This is a genomic window from Paenibacillus sp. J22FR21 (assembly GCF_056269135.1).
The window spans coordinates 741,539-764,740 of the sequence record NZ_JBWDNJ010000003.1 but is presented as its reverse complement, the minus strand read 5'-3'; the positions used below and the strand labels follow the sequence as shown (position 1 = coordinate 764,740).

General features: G+C 49.8%; 20 protein-coding genes. All 20 read right to left on the bottom strand.

Features of this window, described 5'->3' with window-relative positions; genetic code table 11:
• Nucleotides 1-8: 8 nt before the first annotated feature.
• Nucleotides 9-1,349 (bottom strand): lipopolysaccharide biosynthesis protein, encoded by a 1,341-nt coding sequence (locus tag AC0YNS_RS14015; RefSeq protein WP_475781605.1) that lies wholly within the window; start codon nt 1,347-1,349, stop codon nt 9-11.
• Nucleotides 1,350-1,370: 21 nt separating this feature from the next.
• Complete coding sequence (locus tag AC0YNS_RS14010; RefSeq protein WP_475781604.1) at nt 1,371-2,270, bottom strand: glycosyltransferase; 900 nt, start codon at nt 2,268-2,270, stop codon at nt 1,371-1,373.
• Entirely contained in the window at nt 2,267-3,316 is a 1,050-nt protein-coding gene (locus tag AC0YNS_RS14005) for a glycosyltransferase (RefSeq protein WP_475781603.1), read from the bottom strand. The genes AC0YNS_RS14010 and AC0YNS_RS14005 overlap by 4 nt, the downstream gene beginning before the upstream one ends.
• A gap of 5 nt (nt 3,317-3,321) precedes the next feature.
• The gene (locus AC0YNS_RS14000) at nt 3,322-4,539 is read right to left on the bottom strand and encodes a glycosyltransferase family 4 protein (RefSeq protein ID WP_475781602.1); all 1,218 of its coding nucleotides are present in this window, start codon (nt 4,537-4,539) and stop codon (nt 3,322-3,324) included.
• Complete coding sequence (locus AC0YNS_RS13995) at nt 4,536-5,849, bottom strand: O-antigen ligase family protein (protein WP_475781601.1); 1,314 nt, start codon at nt 5,847-5,849, stop codon at nt 4,536-4,538. The genes AC0YNS_RS14000 and AC0YNS_RS13995 overlap by 4 nt, the downstream gene beginning before the upstream one ends.
• 29 nt (nt 5,850-5,878) lie before the next feature.
• Nucleotides 5,879-7,135, bottom strand: a complete 1,257-nt coding sequence (locus AC0YNS_RS13990; protein ID WP_475781600.1) for a glycosyltransferase family 4 protein — start codon at nt 7,133-7,135, stop codon at nt 5,879-5,881.
• Between the two features lie 19 nt (nt 7,136-7,154).
• Nucleotides 7,155-7,805, bottom strand: a complete 651-nt coding sequence (locus AC0YNS_RS13985; RefSeq protein ID WP_475781881.1) for a sugar transferase — start codon at nt 7,803-7,805, stop codon at nt 7,155-7,157.
• Between the two features lie 13 nt (nt 7,806-7,818).
• Nucleotides 7,819-8,718: a UTP--glucose-1-phosphate uridylyltransferase GalU gene (gene galU, locus AC0YNS_RS13980; protein WP_475781599.1), complete on the bottom strand. Its 900-nt coding sequence runs from the start codon at nt 8,716-8,718 to the stop codon at nt 7,819-7,821.
• A gap of 284 nt (nt 8,719-9,002) precedes the next feature.
• Nucleotides 9,003-9,653: a CpsD/CapB family tyrosine-protein kinase gene (locus AC0YNS_RS13975; protein WP_475781598.1), complete on the bottom strand. Its 651-nt coding sequence runs from the start codon at nt 9,651-9,653 to the stop codon at nt 9,003-9,005.
• Entirely contained in the window at nt 9,634-10,389 is a 756-nt protein-coding gene (locus AC0YNS_RS13970) for a YveK family protein (RefSeq protein ID WP_475781597.1), read from the bottom strand. Before AC0YNS_RS13970 ends, AC0YNS_RS13975 begins: the two co-directional genes overlap by 20 nt.
• Nucleotides 10,390-10,691: 302 nt before the next feature.
• Nucleotides 10,692-11,336 (bottom strand): response regulator, encoded by a 645-nt coding sequence (locus AC0YNS_RS13965; RefSeq protein WP_475781596.1) that lies wholly within the window; start codon nt 11,334-11,336, stop codon nt 10,692-10,694.
• Nucleotides 11,337-11,341: 5 nt separating this feature from the next.
• Complete coding sequence (locus tag AC0YNS_RS13960; protein ID WP_475781595.1) at nt 11,342-12,046, bottom strand: sensor histidine kinase; 705 nt, start codon at nt 12,044-12,046, stop codon at nt 11,342-11,344.
• Between the two features lie 915 nt (nt 12,047-12,961).
• Nucleotides 12,962-14,056 carry a fatty acid desaturase family protein gene (locus tag AC0YNS_RS13955; RefSeq protein ID WP_475781594.1) on the bottom strand — a complete coding sequence of 365 codons (1,095 nt, stop codon included), beginning with the start codon at nt 14,054-14,056 and terminating at the stop codon, nt 12,962-12,964.
• Between the two features lie 179 nt (nt 14,057-14,235).
• Nucleotides 14,236-15,354: a Ger(x)C family spore germination protein gene (locus tag AC0YNS_RS13950; protein WP_475781593.1), complete on the bottom strand. Its 1,119-nt coding sequence runs from the start codon at nt 15,352-15,354 to the stop codon at nt 14,236-14,238.
• A 13-nt stretch (nt 15,355-15,367) separates the two neighbouring features.
• Nucleotides 15,368-16,705 carry a spore germination protein gene (locus tag AC0YNS_RS13945; protein ID WP_475781592.1) on the bottom strand — a complete coding sequence of 446 codons (1,338 nt, stop codon included), beginning with the start codon at nt 16,703-16,705 and terminating at the stop codon, nt 15,368-15,370.
• Nucleotides 16,702-17,754, bottom strand: coding sequence for a GerAB/ArcD/ProY family transporter (locus AC0YNS_RS13940; RefSeq protein ID WP_475781591.1), 1,053 nt, complete (start codon nt 17,752-17,754; stop codon nt 16,702-16,704). Before AC0YNS_RS13940 ends, AC0YNS_RS13945 begins: the two co-directional genes overlap by 4 nt.
• Nucleotides 17,755-17,884: 130 nt before the next feature.
• Nucleotides 17,885-19,414: an alkyl hydroperoxide reductase subunit F gene (gene ahpF / locus AC0YNS_RS13935; protein WP_475781590.1), complete on the bottom strand. Its 1,530-nt coding sequence runs from the start codon at nt 19,412-19,414 to the stop codon at nt 17,885-17,887.
• A gap of 215 nt (nt 19,415-19,629) precedes the next feature.
• A complete protein-coding gene (ahpF, locus tag AC0YNS_RS13930) occupies nt 19,630-21,159 on the bottom strand; it encodes an alkyl hydroperoxide reductase subunit F (RefSeq protein ID WP_475781589.1) in 1,530 nt (509 codons plus the stop codon).
• Between the two features lie 128 nt (nt 21,160-21,287).
• Nucleotides 21,288-21,851, bottom strand: coding sequence for an alkyl hydroperoxide reductase subunit C (gene ahpC, locus AC0YNS_RS13925; RefSeq protein WP_475781588.1), 564 nt, complete (start codon nt 21,849-21,851; stop codon nt 21,288-21,290).
• Nucleotides 21,852-22,059: 208 nt separating this feature from the next.
• Nucleotides 22,060-23,103 carry an NAD(P)-dependent alcohol dehydrogenase gene (locus tag AC0YNS_RS13920; protein WP_475781587.1) on the bottom strand — a complete coding sequence of 348 codons (1,044 nt, stop codon included), beginning with the start codon at nt 23,101-23,103 and terminating at the stop codon, nt 22,060-22,062.
• Nucleotides 23,104-23,202 lie beyond the last annotated feature (99 nt).

The window sequence follows — 23,202 nt, the reverse complement described above, 5'->3', positions numbered from 1 at the left end:
CCGCCTTCCTAGGTTTGCATTCTTCGCGTGATGTGCTCGAATAGAAAGCGTAGATCGTTTCTGTCATACAGGATGCCGAGGATGCGCACCTTGAACACGATTCTCATAGCTGCAATCGTAATCAGAATGCGGATGACCGCGCCGAGCAGCAAGGCAATCGCGATACCGTTCAAGCCATATAGCGGTGTAAGGATGAAGAACAGCCCTACTGTAATGGCCAGCGCGATCGCTTGTCGCATCGCTACCAAACCGGGACGCCCCATTGCATTGAAGGAAGAAGCGAGAATCCACGAGCCTCCACCGATGATGCATTCGAGGGACAGCAGGTAGAAGGCGGTTCCGGCTTCCAGAAATTGCTCTCCATACAGAAGACCCAGCAAATAATGACCGATGAGCATCCCCGGAATAACCGCGATGGTCATGAGCAGAAAGGACAACCGGAACGCTCTGCTGACGGCTGCTATGATCTTGTCCTGGCTAAGCCCAGTCACCTTCGGAAAGATGACATTCGAAATGGCTGTCTGCACGACGTTAAACACGCGGGATAAGGTATAAACAACCGTATAAAGTCCGAAATCTCTCGGCGTTAACAGCGATAGAATGATCAGCTTGTCGCACTGCGAATACAGCGTGCCAAGCAGCTCTACGCCGAACACGCGACCGCCGTAGCCAAACAGCGTCCCGAGCACGTTACGGTCCGAGAATCGTCGCAGCCAGTTGAACGACAATTCATGCCGCAGCCGGTGCAGCGCCCAGAAGATGACCATCAGGCTCGTCCCGAAGAAAACGAATGCCGCACTGTGCAGCGATAGCTTGCCGACCGCCCACAGTACCAGCAGACCGAGCAAATTGCTGAGCGGAACATATAACCGCAATCCGTTATACAGCACGAATTTATCCATGCTTTGCGTAAGCGCCGAGAGCAGATTAACTGCAAGCAGAATCGGCAGCGTCAAGACGGTGTACCACTGCGCCGTCCGAATGACATCATCCGGATAGTTTCCAAGCCAGACGGGCAAATAGATCCAGCTAACCGTACCGACGATCAGACTGACAGGCAGTTGAAACATGAATCCCGCTCGGATGTACTCGGCTGCTTTCCCTGCATGCATCTTCATGTTGTAGATCAGGGAAGTCGGAAGCCCGAACGAGACAAGCCCTGCCAGCAAGGTCGGCCAGAACAGAATGGCCGAGAACATCCCCTTCCCCTCGACGCCGAACATTCGTGCAGTCACGATGGAGGTCACCGTGCTTAGCACCATAATGAGCAGATTGGCGACGCTGGTATGCAGGATGGTTCGGAATACGCTGCGGCCTGCTCCCGCTCTTGTAACAGCCATTTGATTCATGATTCAAAACATCCTCAAAGGTTATATTCGCTTCGGTTGATAGCTTCGCAGCACGCCGCTGATCAGTCCGTTGTTATAAATAATCTTGCTGATATTGCGGAATATTCGCCGTTTATCGAACAGGAACAAGATCGTCAGCACGAGAAAGATCGGCAGCTTCACGAGCGACTTCATGAATATCCCCGTCTTCTGCTTCGAGGACACCGCGCTGCTGACGCCTTGCCAATAAATGCGTCGCAGCAGCCATTTGCGGCTGATCCGGCTTCGCGGAATCTTGTGCAGCACGGAGGCATGAGGCGTGTAGTAGACCGCATACCGAGTACGGATACGCGCAATCAGCTCAGCCTCCTCACTGGAGAGCAAATTGCTTCCTACTCTGCCGAGATCCTCGCGAAACGCATTCATCGATTCGAACACCGACATGCGGAAAGCAACATTGGCTCCGAACGGGATCGCCGGCTCCTTCATTTCCACAATGTCATTCGAATAATCCAAGATGCTGTACAGGGAATGGTTATCTCGGGACAGCCACCTTGGCGGAGTTCCTTCCCAAGCGGGATCGATTCTCCCGCCTACGCAGCCGATTCGCGGATTCCCGTCGAATAAATCGACGATGCCGGCGATCCAGTCCTTCGACGCCTTGGCATCGTCATCCAGGAAGAGGATGATCTCGCCTTTCGCCTCGCGAATCGCACGATTCCGAGCGACGGATAAACCAAGTCGTTCCTCGTACACGTAGCGAACCTGGATATCGACCATGTTCCGGAAGTCCAGTACCGTTTGTTTGGTATGATCGGTGGATCGATTGTCAATTACGATAACCTCGAAAGGTTGTTTGTAGCTTTGCTGCAGCAGGCTGAGCAGCGCTTCCTTCACATCTGCTGCCCGATTATGTGTACAAATCGCTATCGTTGCTTTCATGCTTTCACCTCATGCAGCTTTGTACCGCTATAAATAGGGATCATTTTGCCGGCTATTCGGCTCCAATCGAGCTCTCGCAGCTTGGCCTCTATTTGTTTCTCCGTTTGCTTCATATCCATGTCCATGGACCTGCGAAGCGCATGACTGAGGCCGCTTGGATCATCCGGGTCGTACAGGATGCCGCATTCGCCTGTTACATACTCACCGAGAGCACCCAGATTCGGCGCTATAACCGGCTTATGATGGGATAAAGCAAGAATCGCGCTCCCGGATGTCGTGATTTGGTTATACGGCAGAACGACTCGATCGGCCGCTTGCAAGTAGTCTGCGAGTTCATCATCACCTACAAAATGCGGATAAACACTGATGTCTCCATTGCTGTTATAGGCGTCGATGAAATCCAGGCTGTACCCTTTATCGACCCTTCCTGCGATTAGCAAACTGCATTGCGCATGCTGGAGTGACGCGAACGCCTCCACGAGTCGATCCACCCCTTTGTACGGATTGATCCGTCCCACGAACAAGAAGAGAAACCGATCCGGCGCGATACCGAATTTCTGGCGGATATCTGTTCCTGTACCCGGGTAGGCACCTACATAATGGCCGTGTGGCGTAACTACCAGTTTCTTGGGCGATATCCCAAACACGCCGGAAACCTCCTGCTTAACCGATTCGCTCAGGACAAAACCCCGATGGCACACGGTCAGGATGTACTTGCGCATGATATAGTCCCAGCGAGTTCTGCCTGAATGCGGCCAAATATTGTGAACCGTCCAAAATAAGCGAACGCCTCTTAATCTGTAATAGAGCAGCAGTAGAGCGAAGAACAGCGACTTTACGACGGTCATGGCCAATCCCGATGCATGCTGATAGGAATTACTCGGCCAATGCATGTGGACGATATCCCCGCCGCGCGGCTTCAGAACCGCTTGTTGGTCATAATGCTCGACATGCAGTCCTGCCTGCTCAATCGATTTGGTTAGCAGCTCGCTGTATTTATTATCCGGGCTCGCTTTGGGCCACATGTAAACGGTGGACTTGCTCATGGCGCTCATCTCCCGTTTACCCCGGCCAGAGCGTATTCATGCTGGCCATATTGAATTTGCTCATAGAGATTGAGGTGCTTGTCCAATAGGGATTGGGTCGTAAAGTTTCGGCAATGCTTCAGACATTGCTCCCCGATCCTTCTTCTCTCGTCGCTCCCGAAGGAATGGAACGCGATAATTTTGGCTTGGATGGCGTCCGAACTCCCCGGAGCAAAGAGGAATTCACTCGGATTCCAGACCGCGTCCGGAATCCCGCCGACTGCCGAGGCGTAGACCGGTGTCCCGACTTGGTACGACTCGATGATCACCCGTCCGAAAGGCTCCTCCCAGATGGAAGGCACAAACGTAACATCGACGCGTCCCATATGACTGCGGGCCTCTTCCGGTGCAACTTTACCGGTGAACACGAAGCGATCATCGGAGCTGCATAACTCCTGAAGCTGCTGCTTAAGGCCGCCATCACCGCAAATCATCACTTGCTCCACCATCTTACGGGGTAGGAATCGGACGGCGTCGATAAGCTCGCGCACGCCTTTCTCGGCTTCGATTCTGCCGAAGTAACCGATTCGCAGCGGCTCGCGGTGAAAGTCTTTCGGCCTGCCTTCGATTGCACCGTCCACAGCGTTCGGAATGACCAGCTTCGCCGCATTAGGAAACAATCCCGCATCCGTATGACGATTCAGAATGTGCGATGAGATTCCGACAACCGCTGATACCTGCTTGCTGTAGCCAAGCGAGGTCGAATGATAGACACGCGCTAACGCCTGATTCTTGATCGGCGAGCTGACCGGAGAGAGGAGCGAATAATCTCGAAGCGTATGCGCTACCGGCACCCCTTCCTCTGCGCAAGCCGACCATACCGCCGAGCCAAACCCGGATAAATTCTGGGTATGCACAAGATCCGGTTTGATCGATTTCAGCAGGCTGCGGAACGTCTTGATTTGCACCGGATTGTACAGATCAATCATTCTGCGTGCTGCTTTCATCAGCGTTCCGCGTCCCTGCGGCTCACCAATCCAGTACAGATTGTTGTAGGGCAGACGATGCACGGTGACGCCGTTAATTACTTCTCGCTGAACACCGCTACTTCGCTTCTGCCCGCCAACCGTTAAGACATGAACCTCTGCGGCGGAGACCAATGATTCCGCTAAGATTTGAGTCGATATTTCCGCGCCGCCAATGATGTACGGCGTGTACAGACTATTTACAATTAAAATTCTCATGCAATTCGTTTCATTCCCTTCATGCGCTGCATCACTCTTCCTACTGCCAAAGCAGTCGGCTGTTCATTAAAAAAACCGCCTCGGATGAACCCGATCAACAGCCAAAAGTTCACAAAGGAATAGGAATCGAAGTTCATGACGAGCGAAACGCACAATGCGAAAGCGAATTTAGCGTATGGGCTCGAACCTGCGCTCCTTAAAGCGGAGATCATAAAGCCGAAGAACAGCGCGGCACCGATCAACCCTTCCTCTGCGAACACTTTGGACAGCAGATTCCGTGACGTTGCCATCTCAGGAGTGTCGAAGACGAGATCATGAACCTCGTCGAAAACCAATCCATCATTGAAATGCTTCAGCAGCAGTTCCGCGAAATCCCTGTAATAGAAGCCTCCCCCAACACCGAAGAGCGGATGGTGCGCGAACTCCAAGAAACCGATAGCCGGAAAAACGACCCTGATAAAGAAGGAATTGTCGGTCTTAATCAGCGAGCTGAAGTCAAACTGGAATCGGTCTGTAAAGTAACCGCTGACGTGGAAAGCTTCTAACAAGAACGGAACCCCTAACCCAACGACAAGCACGCATGCCGCAAGCACAAGCAGCATTTTCCCGCGGTTCCTGTTCGTAATCAGCACATAGATGAGCAGCGCGGTAAGCAATACGCTATAGGCATATGCCGAGAAGGATAATACCAGCAGTACCGCCGTGCCGATCAGCAGCATCAAATGCTTGCGAAAGCCTTGTTTGAACAGGTAAAACATGAGAATGCCGCCGCTCAGCATATGAATGGCTCCCCACGAAGGCTCACCGGACAACATTTGAATCCGTCCGCGATATACCTTCTCCGAGAACAACCCGGTTAGAGGCAAGGAGAACCCGCTGTGAAGAACAAGCGCATCCACGAGCTGAATGAACCCAATAGCTACCGGCGGGATAAACCCGATTAACAGGCTCTTGGCGATCCTTCCCTTCAAGGCAGGATCTGTTTTCGTTTCTTCGGCGATATAGACAGACACCCGGTACATCGATAGGCCAAACAGCAATGTAATGACATGCTTGAAACTGCTGCCTGCATCCTCATAGCCGATGGAGGCCACCAATGAATGCCCGATGCTGTAGATAACGAATGCAAGAAAGAAGAGGTCTCCGGCCCTGAACCGGAAATTGCAAAACAACAGTAGAAACGATGCTGCGAACATCGGAAACATGGCAACCGGACGATAGACCGAGAAATGAAAGTAAGGCAAGCTATCATAAGTTAGAACTGCCAAGGAAAAGAGAAACAGCATGATAATAAGATTTCGAAGAACCATGTATGCACCTGCTCTTGACGCAAGCGGAGCTATGATAAGATCAGCTCCATAGGTTTGCGCGTGGCGGAGCTGCTGAAATGACCTGCGACATAGCGTACCGAATTGCGCGATACTTTATCGTTAATCTCTGGGTTGTTGAGTAGAAGCAGTACGTTCTGAACCATTTCGTCGTCCGAATCGCAGATAAACAAGTCCTCGCTGTGATTCGCGCTGATCCCTTCAACGCCGATCTGATTGGTCACGACCGGGACGCCCCAGGACATGGCTTCGACGATTTTCGTTTTGATGCCTGTCCCGAACAGCAGCGGAGCGATCATGAGCGCACACTTGCTTACGATCTGCTTCACGTCGTCGACTTCTCCGGTTACGATGACGCCCGGATAGGTTTCCTGCAGCTGCAGCACTTCGGCGGTTGGACTCTTCCCGACAATCGTGAAGGTAGCCTCCGGTGCCTTCCGCTTGATCTGGGGCCATATTCGTTCGCAGAAATAGACAACGGCAGAGCTGTTATGCGGGATATCCATCTTCCCGACGAACACCAGCTTGTTCCGGTCATATCGGCGCGGTCCGCTGCCCCGCTGCCCAATCGCTTCGAATTTCATCGGAATGCCGTAGCAGGATTCGTGGCGAGTAACCTTCTGGAAGCTTTCCGCTTCGGTTGGCGAGGTGAAGATGAGATGGTGAAAATGTGCCGCAACCCGCTTCTCGTACTTGGCGAGCAGCCGGCTCTCCAGATCAATCAGCCATTTCTGAATAAACTTCACATCCGCCATGCGCTTCAGCTTGCCTGGCAATTTGTCCGCAAACCCTCCAAGTGCAGAGGGAATGTAGTGAAACCATTCCAGCTGCCGCCGATAGCGCAGCGATAACAGATCATCGTAGCTCAGAACCTGTCTGCCTTGTTCCTCGGATACATATTCCGCAACTCGTACCATGTCGTACAGGATGAGCTCCGGTTTCTCCGATTGCACGATTTCTTTGATCTTCCGATGTGTCTTCCGGCTGTAATAGACGGATACCTGAAGCGGCCATCTTCTTAGCAGCAAGGAATATACCGCGACATTGTAAAGCTTCTCAAACAAACCAGGTAGCTCGAGCGTGACCAAGCGGTCAATTTCATCCGGCCGATGCTTGAGATACCGGTCATCATCCACGAAGGACAAATTTACAATCTCACTGTCCGGATGAATCTCCTTCATTTGCCGTATATATTGCAAAAGCATATTTTTCCGTCCATCCGTATTCGGGAAGGGAAACCGGTTCGTAATAAACATGATGGTTTTCATGTGCAGTCCCTACCCCCTATCAAAAAGCATCCTTGGCACCAAGCAGAAGCTTGAAGGTTCTGAAAATGATCTTCAAATCGCCCGTTACGCTTCTCTTCTGGATATACTCCAAGTCCAGCTTCACCATTTCTTCGAAGCTCAGCTCATTACGTCCGCTGACCTGCCATAATCCCGTACAGCCCGATGTGACCGTCAGCCTGAGCTTGTCGTACTCCGAATATTCTGCAACTTCCCTCGGCAACGGCGGCCTGGGGCCGACGAGCGACATATTCCCTTTAAGCACATTAACCAGCTGAGGAAGCTCATCGATGCTTGTTTTGCGAATGAATTTACCGACCCTCGTAATGCGCGGATCATCCTTCATCTTGAACATCGCGCCTTGAATCTCATTCTGATCCAGCAGTTCCTTCAGCTTCTCTTCCGCATTTGAAACCATGGAACGGAACTTGTACATCTTAAAGGGCTTCTCATCCTTGCCAATTCTCGTTTGATAGAAGAAGGCTGAACCTCTTGGATCCTCCAGCTTTATCAGGAGGATAATGAGTAAGAACAGCGGCAGCAGAATAATTAACCCGATCAGCGCACAGGTGATATCGATCATGCGTTTGACTAACGTATAGAAAATCAAATTATTGTAATTTAGCAGAGCCCGATGTTCCGACACCTTCATGACAGCTTCCTGATCAAATTGTCGATTCATGAGATACACTCGCTCTTTCCCGCTCGAGAATTTCCTCGAGCTCTTCTATTAATTGGTAGCGCAGCTCGCTGTTTCCGAGTGCGAAATCGATCGTTGTCATAATGAATCCGAGCTTCTCGCCAACATCGTAGCGAACTCCCTCGAAATCATAGGCGTATACGCCTGAATCCTCATTCAGCTTCTGAATCGCATCAGTCAACTGAATTTCCCCGCCTGCTCCCGTCTCATGTCGGCCCAGATAATCGAAAATATCAGGCGTTAGAATATAACGGCCCATAATCGCGAGGTTCGATGGTGCTTGTCCAAATGCCGGCTTCTCTACGAAACGATTAACCGTGCAAAGTCGTCCGTCTCTTAGAACCGGATCTACGATTCCATAACGATGGGTTTGGTGAGCGCCTACGGCTTGAACACCAATAACTGATTTTCCAGTCCGCTCATATTGCTCGATGAGCTGTCTGGTGCAAGGAACATCCGCTTTGACGATATCATCGCCAAGCAGTACGGCGAACGGCTCGTCGCCAATGAAATTACGCGCGCACCATACGGCATGACCGAGACCTTTTGCCTCTTTCTGCCGGATATAGTGAAGCTCTACGTTAGAAGACTGCTGTACCTTGCGAAGGATATCGTGTTTCCCTTTCTCCTGGAGCGTATGCTCAAGTTCAAAGGCGATATCGAAGTGATCCTCAATTGCACGTTTTCCTTTGCCCGTGACGACGATGATGTCTTCAATACCGGATGCGATCGCTTCCTCCACGATGTACTGGATTGTCGGCTTGTCGACAATGGGAAGCATTTCTTTGGGCATTGCTTTGGTTGCGGGTAGAAACCTAGTACCGAGTCCAGCCGCAGGGATAATTGCTTTTCTCACTTTTTTCATTGATCTCACCCTATCCAATTTATTTCTGTATCTATGTCGTGTTCTAAAAACACGAGCTATGTTTTCTCGCCAATGAGTAAAACATAGCTCGTATTTCTAGATAAGAAGTAACGAATCTAGAAATAGAGTAGGGCATTGAACCCTTCCTCACGTCATACCCCTGACGATAAACGTCTAAGGCCGCTTGACCCACAGCATAACCGAGTGCCTCCGGTGATAGAGGAGCAGGAGACATTTCCTTAAATCGGCCGAGATGTTAGATATTAGATGTTAGATATGAGTTGCTACCGGCCTGCCCGGTTGAGAACAGCTCCGATGACCGTTGCCTGACCATACTCCAGCGCAGCCATAGCTTTGGCCGCTATATCGTTCTTCACTTTTCCCGGTTTCACAACAAGGACGACACCATCCGTCTTGTTGGCTACGATCAGTGCATCCGTAACCGTCATCACCGGTGGCGTATCGATAATAACGATATCGAAGCGCTCCTTTGCCTGCTCTAGCAGTGCTGTCATCTCCGGCGATTCCAGCAGCTCGGACGGACCATTCGGTTCCGGTCCTGCACTAACCACATAGAGATTCTCTACCCTTGTTTGCTGAATTACGGCATCAAGCTCACTGCGATCGGCTAATGCCGTGCTTAACCCATAACGGTCATTGTTAAGCTCGAATATGTGATGCTGAACGGGCGTCCGCAGATCTGCGTCAATGAGCAGCACTCTCTTATTCGCTTGAGCGTAGGCTACCGCAACGTTGGCTGCTGTCGTGCTCTTGCCTTCGCCGGGCAGCGCCGATGTAATCATGACGGTTTTCAAAGCGGTGTCCCGGTTCGAGAAGGTGATTTTCGTCCTCAAGCTGCGATAAATTTCGGAGACGGCCGACTTCGGGTTACTCTCGGTAACGAGACTACGACTTCTATGCATCAAGCGAGACATTGTTCTTCCTCCCTGACAACTGCTTCATCTGAGCATTATGGCCGCCTGCGGCCTTATTGCTTCCTTTGAATCTCGGAATTTCCGCAAGCACGGGAATTCCGTATTGTTCCTGAACATCTTCCTCCGTCTTAACCGTGTTATCCAGCTGATCCAGAATAAAGGCGGCTACCACGCCGGCCATCAAGACCAGTATGAATGTGACCATGATGTTCATCGTAGGATTAGGCGAAACTTGCCCCCGGTGCTCCGATGGATCAGCCAAGTTCAGTACCGCGATATTGTCCAGATGCATAAGCGTCCGAATTTCTTGCCGGAAGACCTCCGACATGGCATTGGCAATATTGGCCGCTCGCTCAGAGGAAGTATCTCGAACGGTAATGGTCATCACCTGTGTATCGTTGATGGAGCTGACACTCACTTTCGCAGCAAGCTCACCTGCGGTTGCGCCGAGCTCCGGATGCTCCTTTACGACCTTTTCCATGACGCGCGGCGTCCTGATGATTTCCTTATAGGTCTTAATCAGCAAAATATTGGAGTTGATGGAAGCGACATCAACGGTTGACTTGTTCGGATCCGCATCTTTGCTCTGACCGACGATCAGCTTCGTCGAAGCTTCGTACTGCGGTTTCACGAAGTGGTTCGTGTAGTAGCCGACAAGCGTACAGCTGACAATGACCATTAAAGCGATCAGCCACAGCTTCTTTCTGACAATGTTCCAATATCGTTGTAATTCCAAGCTAGTTCCTCCGATACCGCGTTCATTAGTTAGCGATTGAACACTATTTTAGTCTGAATATTCTGATATATTTATGTGCTGCTATCTGACTTCCGGGGATCAGTCTTCCCATTCGCGGTTAGGCCATTTCGCTGTGCACCTTAATTGTATAGCGATTTTACACTTGAAGACTATTGAACGGCAGGATGATTTTGTTTCATCGCAAGTCGTACACCGGGCCGCCTCCAATGGACACGCTCGCATTATACTTTCGTACCATATGCCCCCTAAGACGAACAAAAAGAGCGGCGGTCGCCACTCTTTTAAGAAGTTCCGGATAGCTCATCCGACATTGCGTATGCAGCCACCCCCCGCGACTGCGCATAAAGAGCAGCTTGAGTGCGGTCATTTACTTGTAGTTTCTGGAAAATATTGCTGATATGTTTCTTGACCGTGGACTCGCTGATCATCAGCTTCTGCGCCAAAGCGCTGTTGGACAATCCCTCGCCAAGTGAAGACAGCACATTGCGTTCCTTCGGAGTCAGCTTCTCCAGCGGATCGTCCGGGTCCTTACGGATAAGAACGTCCATCAGTCCCTGGTCATAGTATTTTCTTCCCCGATCAATCATCTTGATTGCGAGCAGCAGCTCCTCGGGCATAGAGTCCTTAAGTACATATCCGTCAGCTCCGCACTCCTCTGCCCTGCGAATATCCGCTTCCGCCGCAGATGAAGTAAGCATCATGAAACGGCAGGTATGTTCTCGAAGCTGTTCGACCACGTCAAAGCCGCATTGGTCGCCAAGTCGAATATCGACGATAGCCAGATCAGGCTCAGTCGTCTCTATGAGCTGCACAGCCTCTTCGACCGTTTCAGCCTCTCCTATAATTTCGATTCCCTCTTCCTGCGCCAGTACGGCGATCAAGCCTTTGCGGACCACATGATGGTCATCCACAATCGCGATTCTCAAGTCGATCACCCGCTTTTCGTAGTTTGGCCAATTGCTTTATGAACGCCGGTTAATGGTAACGGCAGCAAGACCCGAATCACGGTCCCGCTCCCTTGCTTACTGCTAATCTCATATTTGCCGCCTAATGATGCGGCCAGTTTGCGCATGTTGAATATGCCGTAGCCTGAATCCGGTTTGCTTGGCTTCAGCAGCCAAGGATTAAAGCCGCGCCCGTTATCTTCGATGGAGAGTCTAACGATACGTTTCTCCACGGATAAATGAATCGTTACACTGCTGCTCCCACCATGACGGATCGCATTGCCTACCCCTTCCAGGATCATCCGATACAGCGCTTTTTGATGGTTTATGGAAAGACGATGATCGGATTCAGGTGCGTCAATGTGGATTTGGATACCGTTCAGCTTAGCCTGATTGGCCAGATGTGATTTGACGATACTGATCCAGGAAGCATCGGCGTTCGCATCGCTCTCCCGAGAGCTCAGGTTGTAAATCGATGCACGCAGTTCACGCGAAGCAGTCAGCGCCGCTTCTTGAATTTCCTGCATCTGCTCTTGAGTCTGGTCGTTATTCATTCCGTTACAGTCACTTTTCATGGACTGAATGGCGTAAATGATACCGAATAAATGCTGGGAAACACGATCATGCAGTTCCTCAGCGATTCGGTTACGCTCCTCGATTAAGAATCGTTCTGATTCGATCTGAATTGCCATCGTTATCATCACCTTTCTTATCACTCAATTAAACGCTACTTCCGGTTGTGGAGCACACATTCTATGATTAATATGAGAGAATCCTACCTTTTCGTCATAGATATCCAAATTCGGACAATTGGACTTCTTCTCTCAACATACATTGAGAAGATGGACATGGACATAATTCAGGAGTACTGATTTTGTTAACCTTTCGTTTACAGGGAAAGAGTGACCTTGGTCTCAATCGCTGAGCATGTGTTTGTCGAAATCGAAGGTTAAAGCTAACGAGAGAGGTTAGATATTGTAATTTTTTTGTAAGAGAGAAATCATGATAACAGAGCACTCCGCAAGGAACGAGAACGATTCTCAAACCTGACATTTCGATTTATTCATGATGCTTCCGCCACTTGGGCCTCATTACCCAAGAGGGGATTACAGAGAACCGTTTAGAAGTGGGACCTTTAGCAATTACAAATTCATCACTTTAACAAAATTTTAATGATTATTTACATATTTTAGCGCAAACAACTCCCCTTAGTAGTATTCACCATGGTGCTTTTGCACACTGCATACGTACAAATTCGATTAAATAATGAGAAGAAAGTGAGAATAATGAGAAGAATAATCTGCCTAGTGCATTTCTTCTTCGGCAAACCACTACTTACCCCCGTGTGGTCGATATGAATCTAGCAGCACACAAAAGGCTGCCGATTGGCAGCCTTTGAATGTCGAGAACCCCGCGTTTTTGCAACGCGCGAGGCTCCCATCGCGCTGTATGACGCGTTAGGTTTCTTTTTCTTTATTTGCGGATCGTTTGTAGGTAGCAGATCTAACATGAACAGAAGTGTAACGGTTGTCAGAATGGCTATTTCATGAAACTAAGCCTTTTTGAAGCGCTAACGGTTGTGACAGACGTTATGTGCAGCAAAAGGCTTAGTGATTAGACGCCAAATCTGCATCTGCTTTGCCTGCTTGCGCACCGTAGTAATAAGGATTAGCGGTAGCCGGAAGAGGTCGATCCACAACATAATCGGGATTCTTCTTCTGTTTAATCAGCGCGGCTATGACCTCTCTAAGCGCAGCCCATAGACTTGGACTCGGTGCCGGATAGTCAAACTTCAATTCCTCATGCAGGGCAGGCAGCGCATGATACGGAACCATCGGAAACATATGATGCTCGATATGATAGTTCATATTCCAATACAGGAAGCGAAAGAACGGATTGATATAAATCGTACGCGTGTTCAAGCGATGATCCAATACATCTTCCCTGAGACCCAGATGCTGGCCCAAGCCCACTAACAGCAGCAGAATCGGACCATAGAAAGTCGGAAGTCCAACAAACATGAGCGGCAGAATACTGCCGATCAGAATCGACCAAGCGATAAAGCCTGCAAGAATAAGTACCCAGATCCGCGAAATCCAAACGGCTTTCCTAATTTCAGACGCAGGAACATAATCGCTCTCTGCTGCAGTCAGCTTCCCGAAGCAATGCGTAATAATCGCTTTAAGATCTCTTGATCCGCCATAGATATGAACGATTTCCCCGAATATAATACGCCACACCGGCGGTCTGGACATCGCGATTTCCGGGTCGCGCCCTACGATATAGGTATCGGTATGGTGTCTCACATGACTCCAGCGCCATGGGGTCGGTGCTCTCAAATCCATGAAAGAAGCTATTTGATACAGGACATCGTTCATCCACGCTGTCTTAAATGCCGTGCCATGACCGCATTCATGCCACCGTGAATCGGCAGTTGAAGCATAGCTCACTCCGTATAAGGCAAACGCCGGTATCGCCCACCAGGTTCCCCAAGAATAATAGGCAAGAATCCCCGTACCGATGAGCCAAGCAAACATCAGAATCGTATCGCGAATAGCCGGTCCATCCTTACGCTTCATTAATTCCTTCAAACGCTGGCGCGGAATCGGGCTCTTATACCAATCCTCCGCTGATGCTAATCCTCTTTCTTGCGCGCGTTTATTCTCCGGTCCTGTCAGGCTATAATCTCTTCTCGCAGACATGGTGAAGACCTCCCCATACAGATTTGTGATAGCGCTTTCTTAAATCATAACGCCTAGCGAACAAACTGTCGTTAACGTAACAAGACATTCATTTGCACTATTAGGACAATCCTTCATAAATCTGCAAAATCCTGATCCCATGTAACTGAATGATCAGGATTTTCGTCGGCATTTTCTGATTAGATCGTACTTTTTCCTGCATGATCGATATAGACCTTTACGTTTACAGCCCTTAAGGAGGACTCGTCAATCTTGATTGTTTTCCAGTTCTTTACCCTGCCTTGAAACAGGTGATGCCTGAAATTGTACAGATCAATGCCTTTTCTTATATTGGTTTCGTAGGTTTCCCTTATCTCGCGTGCAATGTTGGCGGAAACTTCGCCCACAACGGCCGACTCGTCACCCTCATCGCTTAACCATTCGACGATATTACCGTGGGCGCTTATATCAATCGTAAAGAATACCTCATCACCACGCTTGGTGAATTTTATTTTTGATTTCGCCTTCTCCATGGATACGACGCCGTTTGCGACCAATACAGGGGTCCGAATCATATCAGGCTGAAACCAACGCAGGCCCATCATCTTCTTTTCCGGGATGTATCCCTGTGCTTTGGTTTCGTCCATTACGAAGATTCCTTCAATTTTGAGGTGAGGGTCCCGTTTATTTTGGTCATTTGACCATTTCTCTGTATCCAGCGCCAGCGCGGGAATCGTAGTTGTATAGCCGGGATCGAGCATACCCAGCATTAGTTCTTGAAAGGTCAGCATCGGATAGATCGAACGCTGGCTATGGCTGTCTCGCGGTGATTGCATGGTTGTGGTTAAGGGGCTTAGTGTAAAAAAGGATTGTGCCTTTAACACTTTATCCACCGGTTCCTTGGTAGCATACACCCAGGATGAGTATCGAAACTCTCGATACCTCTGATAGGAATCAAGTCCATTTGGTCCCATATGGCTTAGCATCCGATCTGAAATCAGAACAGATCGGATGTGGCTCCACTCGATCTTACGCTGCGCCGTACTATACAAGTCACCAGCGGCCTCGCTGGGTGTTCTGCCAACCCCTCTGCCTATCCAGATTTGCGGTTGGCCGCCTGTCGAGCCTTGTTCTGCATTGGTGGCAGAGGAAAGGCTTACAATCTGTACATACACAATCGTCTTCCCTTTGTAATAATCGTATCCGATCGCGGTGGCATAAAGGACTTCCTCGATGTTTTTGTAATCCCAGCATCCAGTCAGCAGTAAAGTTACGGAGAGGAGCGCTGCTCCTAATTTAGCTCCCATTTTGATGCTCAAGGATAGCTCTCCTTTACTTGGTTTTATCTTTAGGTTGGAGCGCTTTGAAGCGTTCCCTCTTCATATGAAACGGAAGATCGAGAATGGAGAGAATAAACGGTTTCATTTTCATCTGACTAATGGGTTCCAAGTAAGGAACGCCGAACGACTTTAATGTAGCCATATATGCGATAACGGAAAGCAAGGCTATAAAGAATCCGAACAAGCCTAATATACATGAGACTATGAGCACGTATATGCGGATGAGCGTGACCGTCCCGCTTAAGGATTGGTTCACGAGTGTAAACGTAGCGACAACTGCAGACGCAGTGACCATTAACATGGATGGCGACGCCAATCCTGAGCGAATGGCGGCATCTCCGATAATCAGTCCGCCTACAACCGCAACCGTTTGACCTACCGCCGTCGGCAGCCTGATTCCCGCTTCCCGGAACATTTCAAACAAGCCAAGAATAATGAAGGTTTCGATCGGCGCGGGATAAGGGATCCCCGTTCGAGCGGTAACGATCGTCGACAAGAGCGGGAATGGGAGTTGGTCGATATTATAGGAGAATAAACTAACCCAGAAGCCCGGCAAAAACATGGCAACCATTAGCCCAACGAATCTCAGCATGCGCTGAAAAATCGTATAGTAGAATGGGAAATGGATATCTTCCGGCGACTTGATGAGCTCCAGAAAGTTAATGGGTCCAATAATAGCCATCGGGGATCCGTCTATGAGAATAACGAAGCGACCCGTCATGAGTGCTTGGATCGCAAAATCCGGCCGTCCGATATAGTCGACAAGCGGAAATATGGAATTAGGCGAATCGCTCAAATACTCCTCCAATTGAGCTACCCCAAGGAGGACATCGATGTCGATTTTCGCAAGCCGTGCTCTGAGCTTCTTCACGATCTCCGCATTTATTATATCTTTGCAATACAGCAGCGCTACCGTCGTATTTCCACGCCTCCCTATCTTCACTTGCTCATAGTTCAGAGAGGTTGTTTTCATCCGTTTGCGAATAAGCGCCACGTTAGTCATGACTTCCTCTGTAAACCCGTCCCTTGGTCCTTTAATGGAGACTTCGCTTGTTGATTCCTCTATGCTTCGGCTTCGCGGCTCATGAAGATCATATTTAAGCTGATCCGGGAGCATCACCACTGCCCCGGCGAATATTTCCTCCGATAGGGTCTGCTCGATCGGTTTCCATTCGTTATTCTGGATCATTTGCTTCCAGTTCGGAATGACGATCGTTTTGAGCCTGTCCATATTGACTAAACTTTCGCAATATAATAAGGAGATCTCGCCTATCTGCTCCAGTTTGACATCATACGCGTCTTGAATTAAGGCTTCTGCTTCTTGGTTCATGATAACACCTTCTTCTTCGCACGAATGGCCCACGCGTACAAGATAATAGCCGTCACAAGCCAAGCTGAATAAGGAATATAGTACTCGCTTAATACGGCCAAATAACTCAATTCCCCCCATGGTATGGCTAAGGCAGCAATGAGGAGCACACCCATAAAGAGCACCGGTAGTTTAGATCGCGGTTTGATGATGTCACCAATCAGAAATAACATGACAGACGCATTAACTACGGTTAATGTCATCCAAATGAACACGGAAATGAAGTCCATCTTCTCGATATACTCTGTAATTTGGATTAATCGAGCTTCGCTATAGATGGGGTAGGATAATCTTGCTGCTTCCACAGGTCCAAATGTAGCCAGCAGCACTACCGCTATGACGCTAGCTATAACTCCCAGCGTTACACAATTCCATACAAACTTCCCCCTTTTGACAGCGCCGTCCGTATGATGGGACAAAAACAACAGAAAGGCAATATTCCCCTCTCCACGCCATGCATCCCACATCGATTCCAGCAATGGGGGGATTGGAGTTGTACCAACAGGCTTAAGAAAATTGAAGTGTACGTATTTCATAGCTAATAGATTTTGAAAAAGAACAGCGAAGAATACCGGAAAAAAAACGACGGTTGCCACGATACCGATGGGCTCAATTCCTTTAACGCCGAGATACATAGCAAGACCGACTAAAGCCAATATGACGATGATTTTGGGCGTAAATGGAAGCAGCACAATTTTCGTCCACGATATAATGTCGCGGCAATCAATGAACGCATTGGTCGCTAAGTAGAGTAAAGATAGCGCTTTGAATATCGCCGTAACAAAGCCACCGACTTGGCGTTTCGATTCAACCATTAAGGATGTATTCGCGTCATAAGCGGCGTATACGATAAACGAAAAGGCGATAAAAGGTACGAGCGAAAGTGCAACAGCTATCCAGGCGTCACGCCCGCCGGCACCTAATATGGGATTTACAGAAGCGGTTTGTAAAAAGGAAACGACAGCAAACGTAATTAATATATAGGTTTGTGCAGCATTGATCTTCGTCACTTTTTCCACCTCCATAAGGTAGAATGCGCCAATTGTGGGTCGATTATGAAAACAGCATGTGACGAAGGAAAATAAAAGCCGCCCGTATCCATCAGGATACAAGCGGCTGGAAGTACGCATAAAACATTTGTCAATGACGGATGAGATAATCAAAGGCACTAAGAGCTGCGGTTGCGCCAGAACCTAACGAAATCACGATTTGATTGTACGGACTGTCCGTGCAATCGCCGCCGGCAAATACGCCCGGCAAGCTCGTTGCTCCCCGCTTGTCCACGACAATCTCACCGGAGCTCATCCGCTCAAGGCTATCGCCTAGCCATTCCGTATTCGGAACAAGTCCGATCTGAACGAACACACCTTCGAGCTCGACATGCTTAACGGCTCCCGAATCGCGCTCGATGTAGGAAATGCCGCGCACTTTGTCCGTCCCGGTAATTTCTTTGGTTTCCACATTCTTAAGTACCGTTACGTTCGGAAGACTGTAGAGACGATCTTGAAGAACAGCGTCCGCCTTCAATTCCGATGAGGATGCCAGAACAGTGACATGGCTGGCGATGCCTGCGAGATCAATCGCAGCCTCGACGCCGGAGTTGCCTCCGCCGACTACGGCTACACGTTTACCGGCATACAACGGACCATCACAATGCGGGCAATAAGCCACGCCTTTATTCTTGAACTCCTCTTCGCCCGGTACGCCTATATTACGCCAGCGAGCACCTGTTGATAGAATAACGGTCTTGCTCTTCAGCACAGCACCGTTCTCGAGTTGAACCTCGAACAGTTTACCCTTCTCGAGCCGAACAGCGCGCTGCAGCTTCATAATGTCGACGTTGTACTCTTTCACATGCTCTTCCAGGCTAGCCGCCAGCTTCGGACCTTCGGTGTATTTCATGCCGATCAGATTCTCGATGGCAAGCGTATCGACAACTTGTCCGCCGAAGCGATCAGCCACGATGCCGGTGCGGATCCCTTTGCGCGCTGCATAGATCGCCGCGCTAGCTCCCGCAGGACCTCCGCCCACTACAAGCACATCGTATGGCTCCTTATTGAACAGCTCCGAGTCGTCGCGCGTCATGCCGATTTTGGTCAAAATCTCGTCGATCGTCATCCGGCCCCCGCCGAAAAATTCACCGTTTAAGAAGACGGACGGGACGGCCATAATGTTGTTGCTCTCCACTTCCGCTTGGAAGGCAGCACCGTCAATCATCGTATGCGATATGCCTGGATTCAGGACGCTCATCAGGTTCAGCGCCTGCACGACATCCGGGCAGTTATGACAGGTTAAGCTGATGTAGGTCTCGAAGCGGTATTCGCCTTGGATGCTCTTAATTCGATCGATCACGTCCTGCTCGACTTTAGGCGCTCGTCCGCTAACTTGCAGCAATGCAAGCACCAAGGATGTGAACTCGTGGCCGAGCGGAATGCCCGCGAACACGATACCCGTGTTCTCGCCTGGGCGGTTTACGCTGAAGCTTGGCGTTCTCGGCAGATCTGCCTTCTCGACCTTGATTCGGGAAGACATGCCGGCAATCGCGTCCACCAGACCAAGCATATCTTGCGATACTTGATCGTCGCCGGCGCAGACTTTGATCAGCACGTCGCCTTCCATCAAACCAAGGTATTGATTTAGTTGTGCCTTTATCTCCGGGTCTAATACCATTGTCCATTCACTCCTTAGATCTTGCCTACGAGATCGAGGCTCGGTTTAAGCGCTCCCGATGCGATCTTATTTATAATTATTATAAAATAATATTAACTATTAAACAGTTCAGTGTCAATACTATTCTGCTTCCAATTGAAAACAATTATCAATTATAACCGTTAAAAAGCCGCCCGTATCCTACAGGATACAAGGCGGCCTGAAGTGAAATAAATTTAATGGCGAATGAGATAGTCAAATGCACCTAAAGCTGCGGTTGCGCCTGATCCCATTGAAATAATAATTTGCTTATACGGACTGTTCGTGCAATCTCCTGCGGCGAATACGCCCGGCAGGCTGGTTGCTCCATGGTTGTTCACGACAATCTCGCCGAAACGCGTCCGTTCGATATGATCCGGGAGCCAGTCGGTATTCGGGACAAGTCCGATCTGTACGAATACACCTTCAAGCTCGACATGTTTCTCGGCACCTGAATCGCGTTCGGTATAGGAAATGCCGTTCACTTTGTCTGTACCTGTAATTTCTTTCGTCTGGACGTTCTTGTGCACCGTTACGTTCGGCAGACTGTATAGGCGATCTTGAAGAACAGCGTCTGCCTTTAATTCCGGAGCGAATTCCAGCACGGTGACATGGCTCGTGATACCTGCGAGATCAATCGCAGCTTCAATACCGGAGTTTCCTCCGCCGATGACAGCTACGCGTTTGCCTGCAAACAACGGGCCATCGCAATGCGGGCAGTAGGCCACGCCTTTGTTCTTGAACTCCGCTTCGCCGGGAACGCCGACATTGCGCCAGCGAGCGCCTGTGGAGAGAATAACGGTTCTGCTCTTAAGTACGGCACCGTTCTCGAGCTCAACTTCAATATAGTCGCTCTTATCCAAACGTACGGCGCGCTGCAGCTTCATGACGTCGACGTTGTACTCTTTCACATGCTCTTCCAGACTTGCTGCGAGCTTCGGACCCTCCGTGTACTTCGTGCTAATGAAATTCTCGATGCCGACCGTATCCATGACTTGACCGCCGAAGCGCTCAGCCAAGATGCCTGTGCGAATCCCTTTGCGCGCTGCATAGATTGCCGCGCTCGCACCTGCCGGACCGCCGCCGACAACAAGCACGTCATAAGGTTTCTTCTCAAACAGTTCGGAGTCGTCGCGCGACGTGCCGACTTTCGCCAGAATTTCGTCGATGGTCATGCGGCCGCCGCCGAAAAATTCCCCGTTCAAGTATACGGATGGAACCGCCATGACTTCCTTACTTTCGGCTTCATCTTTAAATACCGCGCCGTCGATCATCGTATGCGAAATACCTGAATTGAGGACGCTCATCAGATTCAACGCCTGCACGACGTCCGGGCAGTTATGGCAGCTTAAGCTGATGTACGACTCGAAGCGGTATTCGCCTTGGATGCTCTTGATCTGTTCAATCACTTCCTGCTCGACTTTCGGAGCTCTGCCGCTGACTTGCAGCAAGGCAAGCACCAAGGATGTGAATTCGTGACCGAGCGGAATGCCCGCGAACGCAATGCCTGTATTCTCGCCAGGACGGTTCACGCTGAAGCTTGGCGTTCTTGGCAGATCAGCCTTCTCTACTTTAATGCGGGAAGACATGCCGACAAGTTCATCCATCAGCTCAAGCATTTCCTTCGATACTTGATCGTCGCCTGCGCAAACTTGGATATGCACGTCGCCTTCCATTAGTCCAAGGTATTGGTTCAGTTGCGCTTTAATCTCCGGGTCTAAAACCATTTCACATGCCTCCCAAGTGATGTAATAGGATTGCCGTTCGATAATTGAGAATGATTTTCAGTTGTTGCAAGAAAAAACCGCCTGCACCCATCAGGATGCAAAGCGGCAGTTGTCGTTTCCTTCGTTCCTTAGATCTTGCCAACAAGATCAAGGCTCGGTTTAAGTGTTGCGCCGCCTTCTTGCCATTTCGCAGGGCAAACTTCGCCTGGATTGTTGCGCACGTATTGAGCAGCTTTGATTTTGTTCACAAGCGTGCTTGCATCACGGCCGATGCCGCCAGCGCTGATTTCAACCGATTGAACAACGCCGTCTGGATCGACGATGAATGTACCGCGGTCAGCCAGACCAGCTTCTTCGATCAACACGTCGAAGTTACGGGAAATCGCGTGCGTAGGGTCGCCGATCATGATGTATTCGATTTTGCCAATTGTTTCCGAGCTATCGTGCCAAGCTTTGTGCGTGAAGTGTGTATCTGTCGATACGGAGAAAACTTCTACGCCAAGCGATTTCAATGTCGCGTATTGATCTTGCAAGTCGCCAAGCTCAGTCGGGCAGACGAACGTGAAGTCAGCAGGATAGAAGCAAACTACACTCCATTGACCTTTCAAGCTAGCGTCGGATACTTCGATGAATTTACCGCCTTGGAATGCTTGCGCTTTGAAAGGTAGAATTTCTTTTCCGATTAAAGACATATGTTTGTTTCCTCCTATAGAGCATTTAATTGAAATGATTCTAAACTGATATTAATTCTCGGACGAGCATTTGTCAAGACTTTTTAGCATCCAATTGATAATTGTTTTCAACCGGACCTCCTCGACATCCGAAACCATTGCCACGTGCTAGTATTGTCTACATGAGGATCATTATACAGAAGACCCTCGAACTACGCAGTCTCCTCTACTATCCCATCGTGCTGATATCGATAACAAATCGATAACGAACATCAGATGCGAGTACGCGTTCCCAAGCTTCATCGATTTGGTTGGCTGAAATCACTTCAATCTCAGGAGTTATGTCGTGTTCCGCGCAGAAATCCAGCATCTCCTGCGTCTCGCGAATGCCTCCGATCATGGATCCGGCAAATGACCGGCGATGACCGATTAGCGAGAACACGTCTACGGACATCGGTTCCGGCGGCGCACCGACATTGACGAGCGTGCCGTCGAGCGCGAGCAGCGAAAGGTATGCGCTTATATCGATCTTAGCGCTCACCGTATTAATGATGAGATCGAAGGAACCGGCCAATTGCTGAAACGTCTCTGGATCGCCTGTGGCATAATAATGATCCGCGCCAAGCCGCAAACCGTCTTCTTTCTTCTTCTCGGTTTGAGATAACACCGTAACCTCCGCGCCCATGGCATGTGCGAGCTTCACCGCCATATGTCCGAGCCCGCCGAAGCCAACCACGGCTACCTTCTTGCCCGGATCTGCACCCCAATGACGAAGCGGCGAAAACGTCGTGATGCCGGCACACAGGAGCGGTGCTGCGGCATCAAGCTCCATGTTGTCCGGAATTCGAACGACGAAGTCTTCCGTAACCACGATATGGGTGGAATAACCGCCCTGCGTATATTGTCCGTAACGATCGATAGCTCCATAGGTGCCCGTATTACCGCTCAGGCAATACTGCTCCTCGCCTTTATGGCAGCTGTCGCACTCTCTGCAGGAGTCAACCATGCACCCTACTCCTACGCGGTCGCCAGCAGCATGCTTCACGACCTCCGAACCAACCTGAGCGACAATTCCGGCAATCTCGTGACCCGGAACGAGCGGATAGCTTACCGGCCCCCACTCGCCGCGGGCACAGTGGATGTCGGAATGGCAAATACCCGCGAATTTAATCTCGATGAGGACGTCAAGCGGACCAAGTTCCCTGCGCTCAATCGTGGTCGGCTTGAAAGGACCTTCCGGACTGAATACAGCGTGTGCATTTACGTTAATCATGGATAACCTCCTGCGCGTATGGATAAGTAGTTCTTCTACTATTCTTCACGATGGCGATCCACGGTGTCAAACAAAAGGCTGCCAAATGGCAGCCTTTAA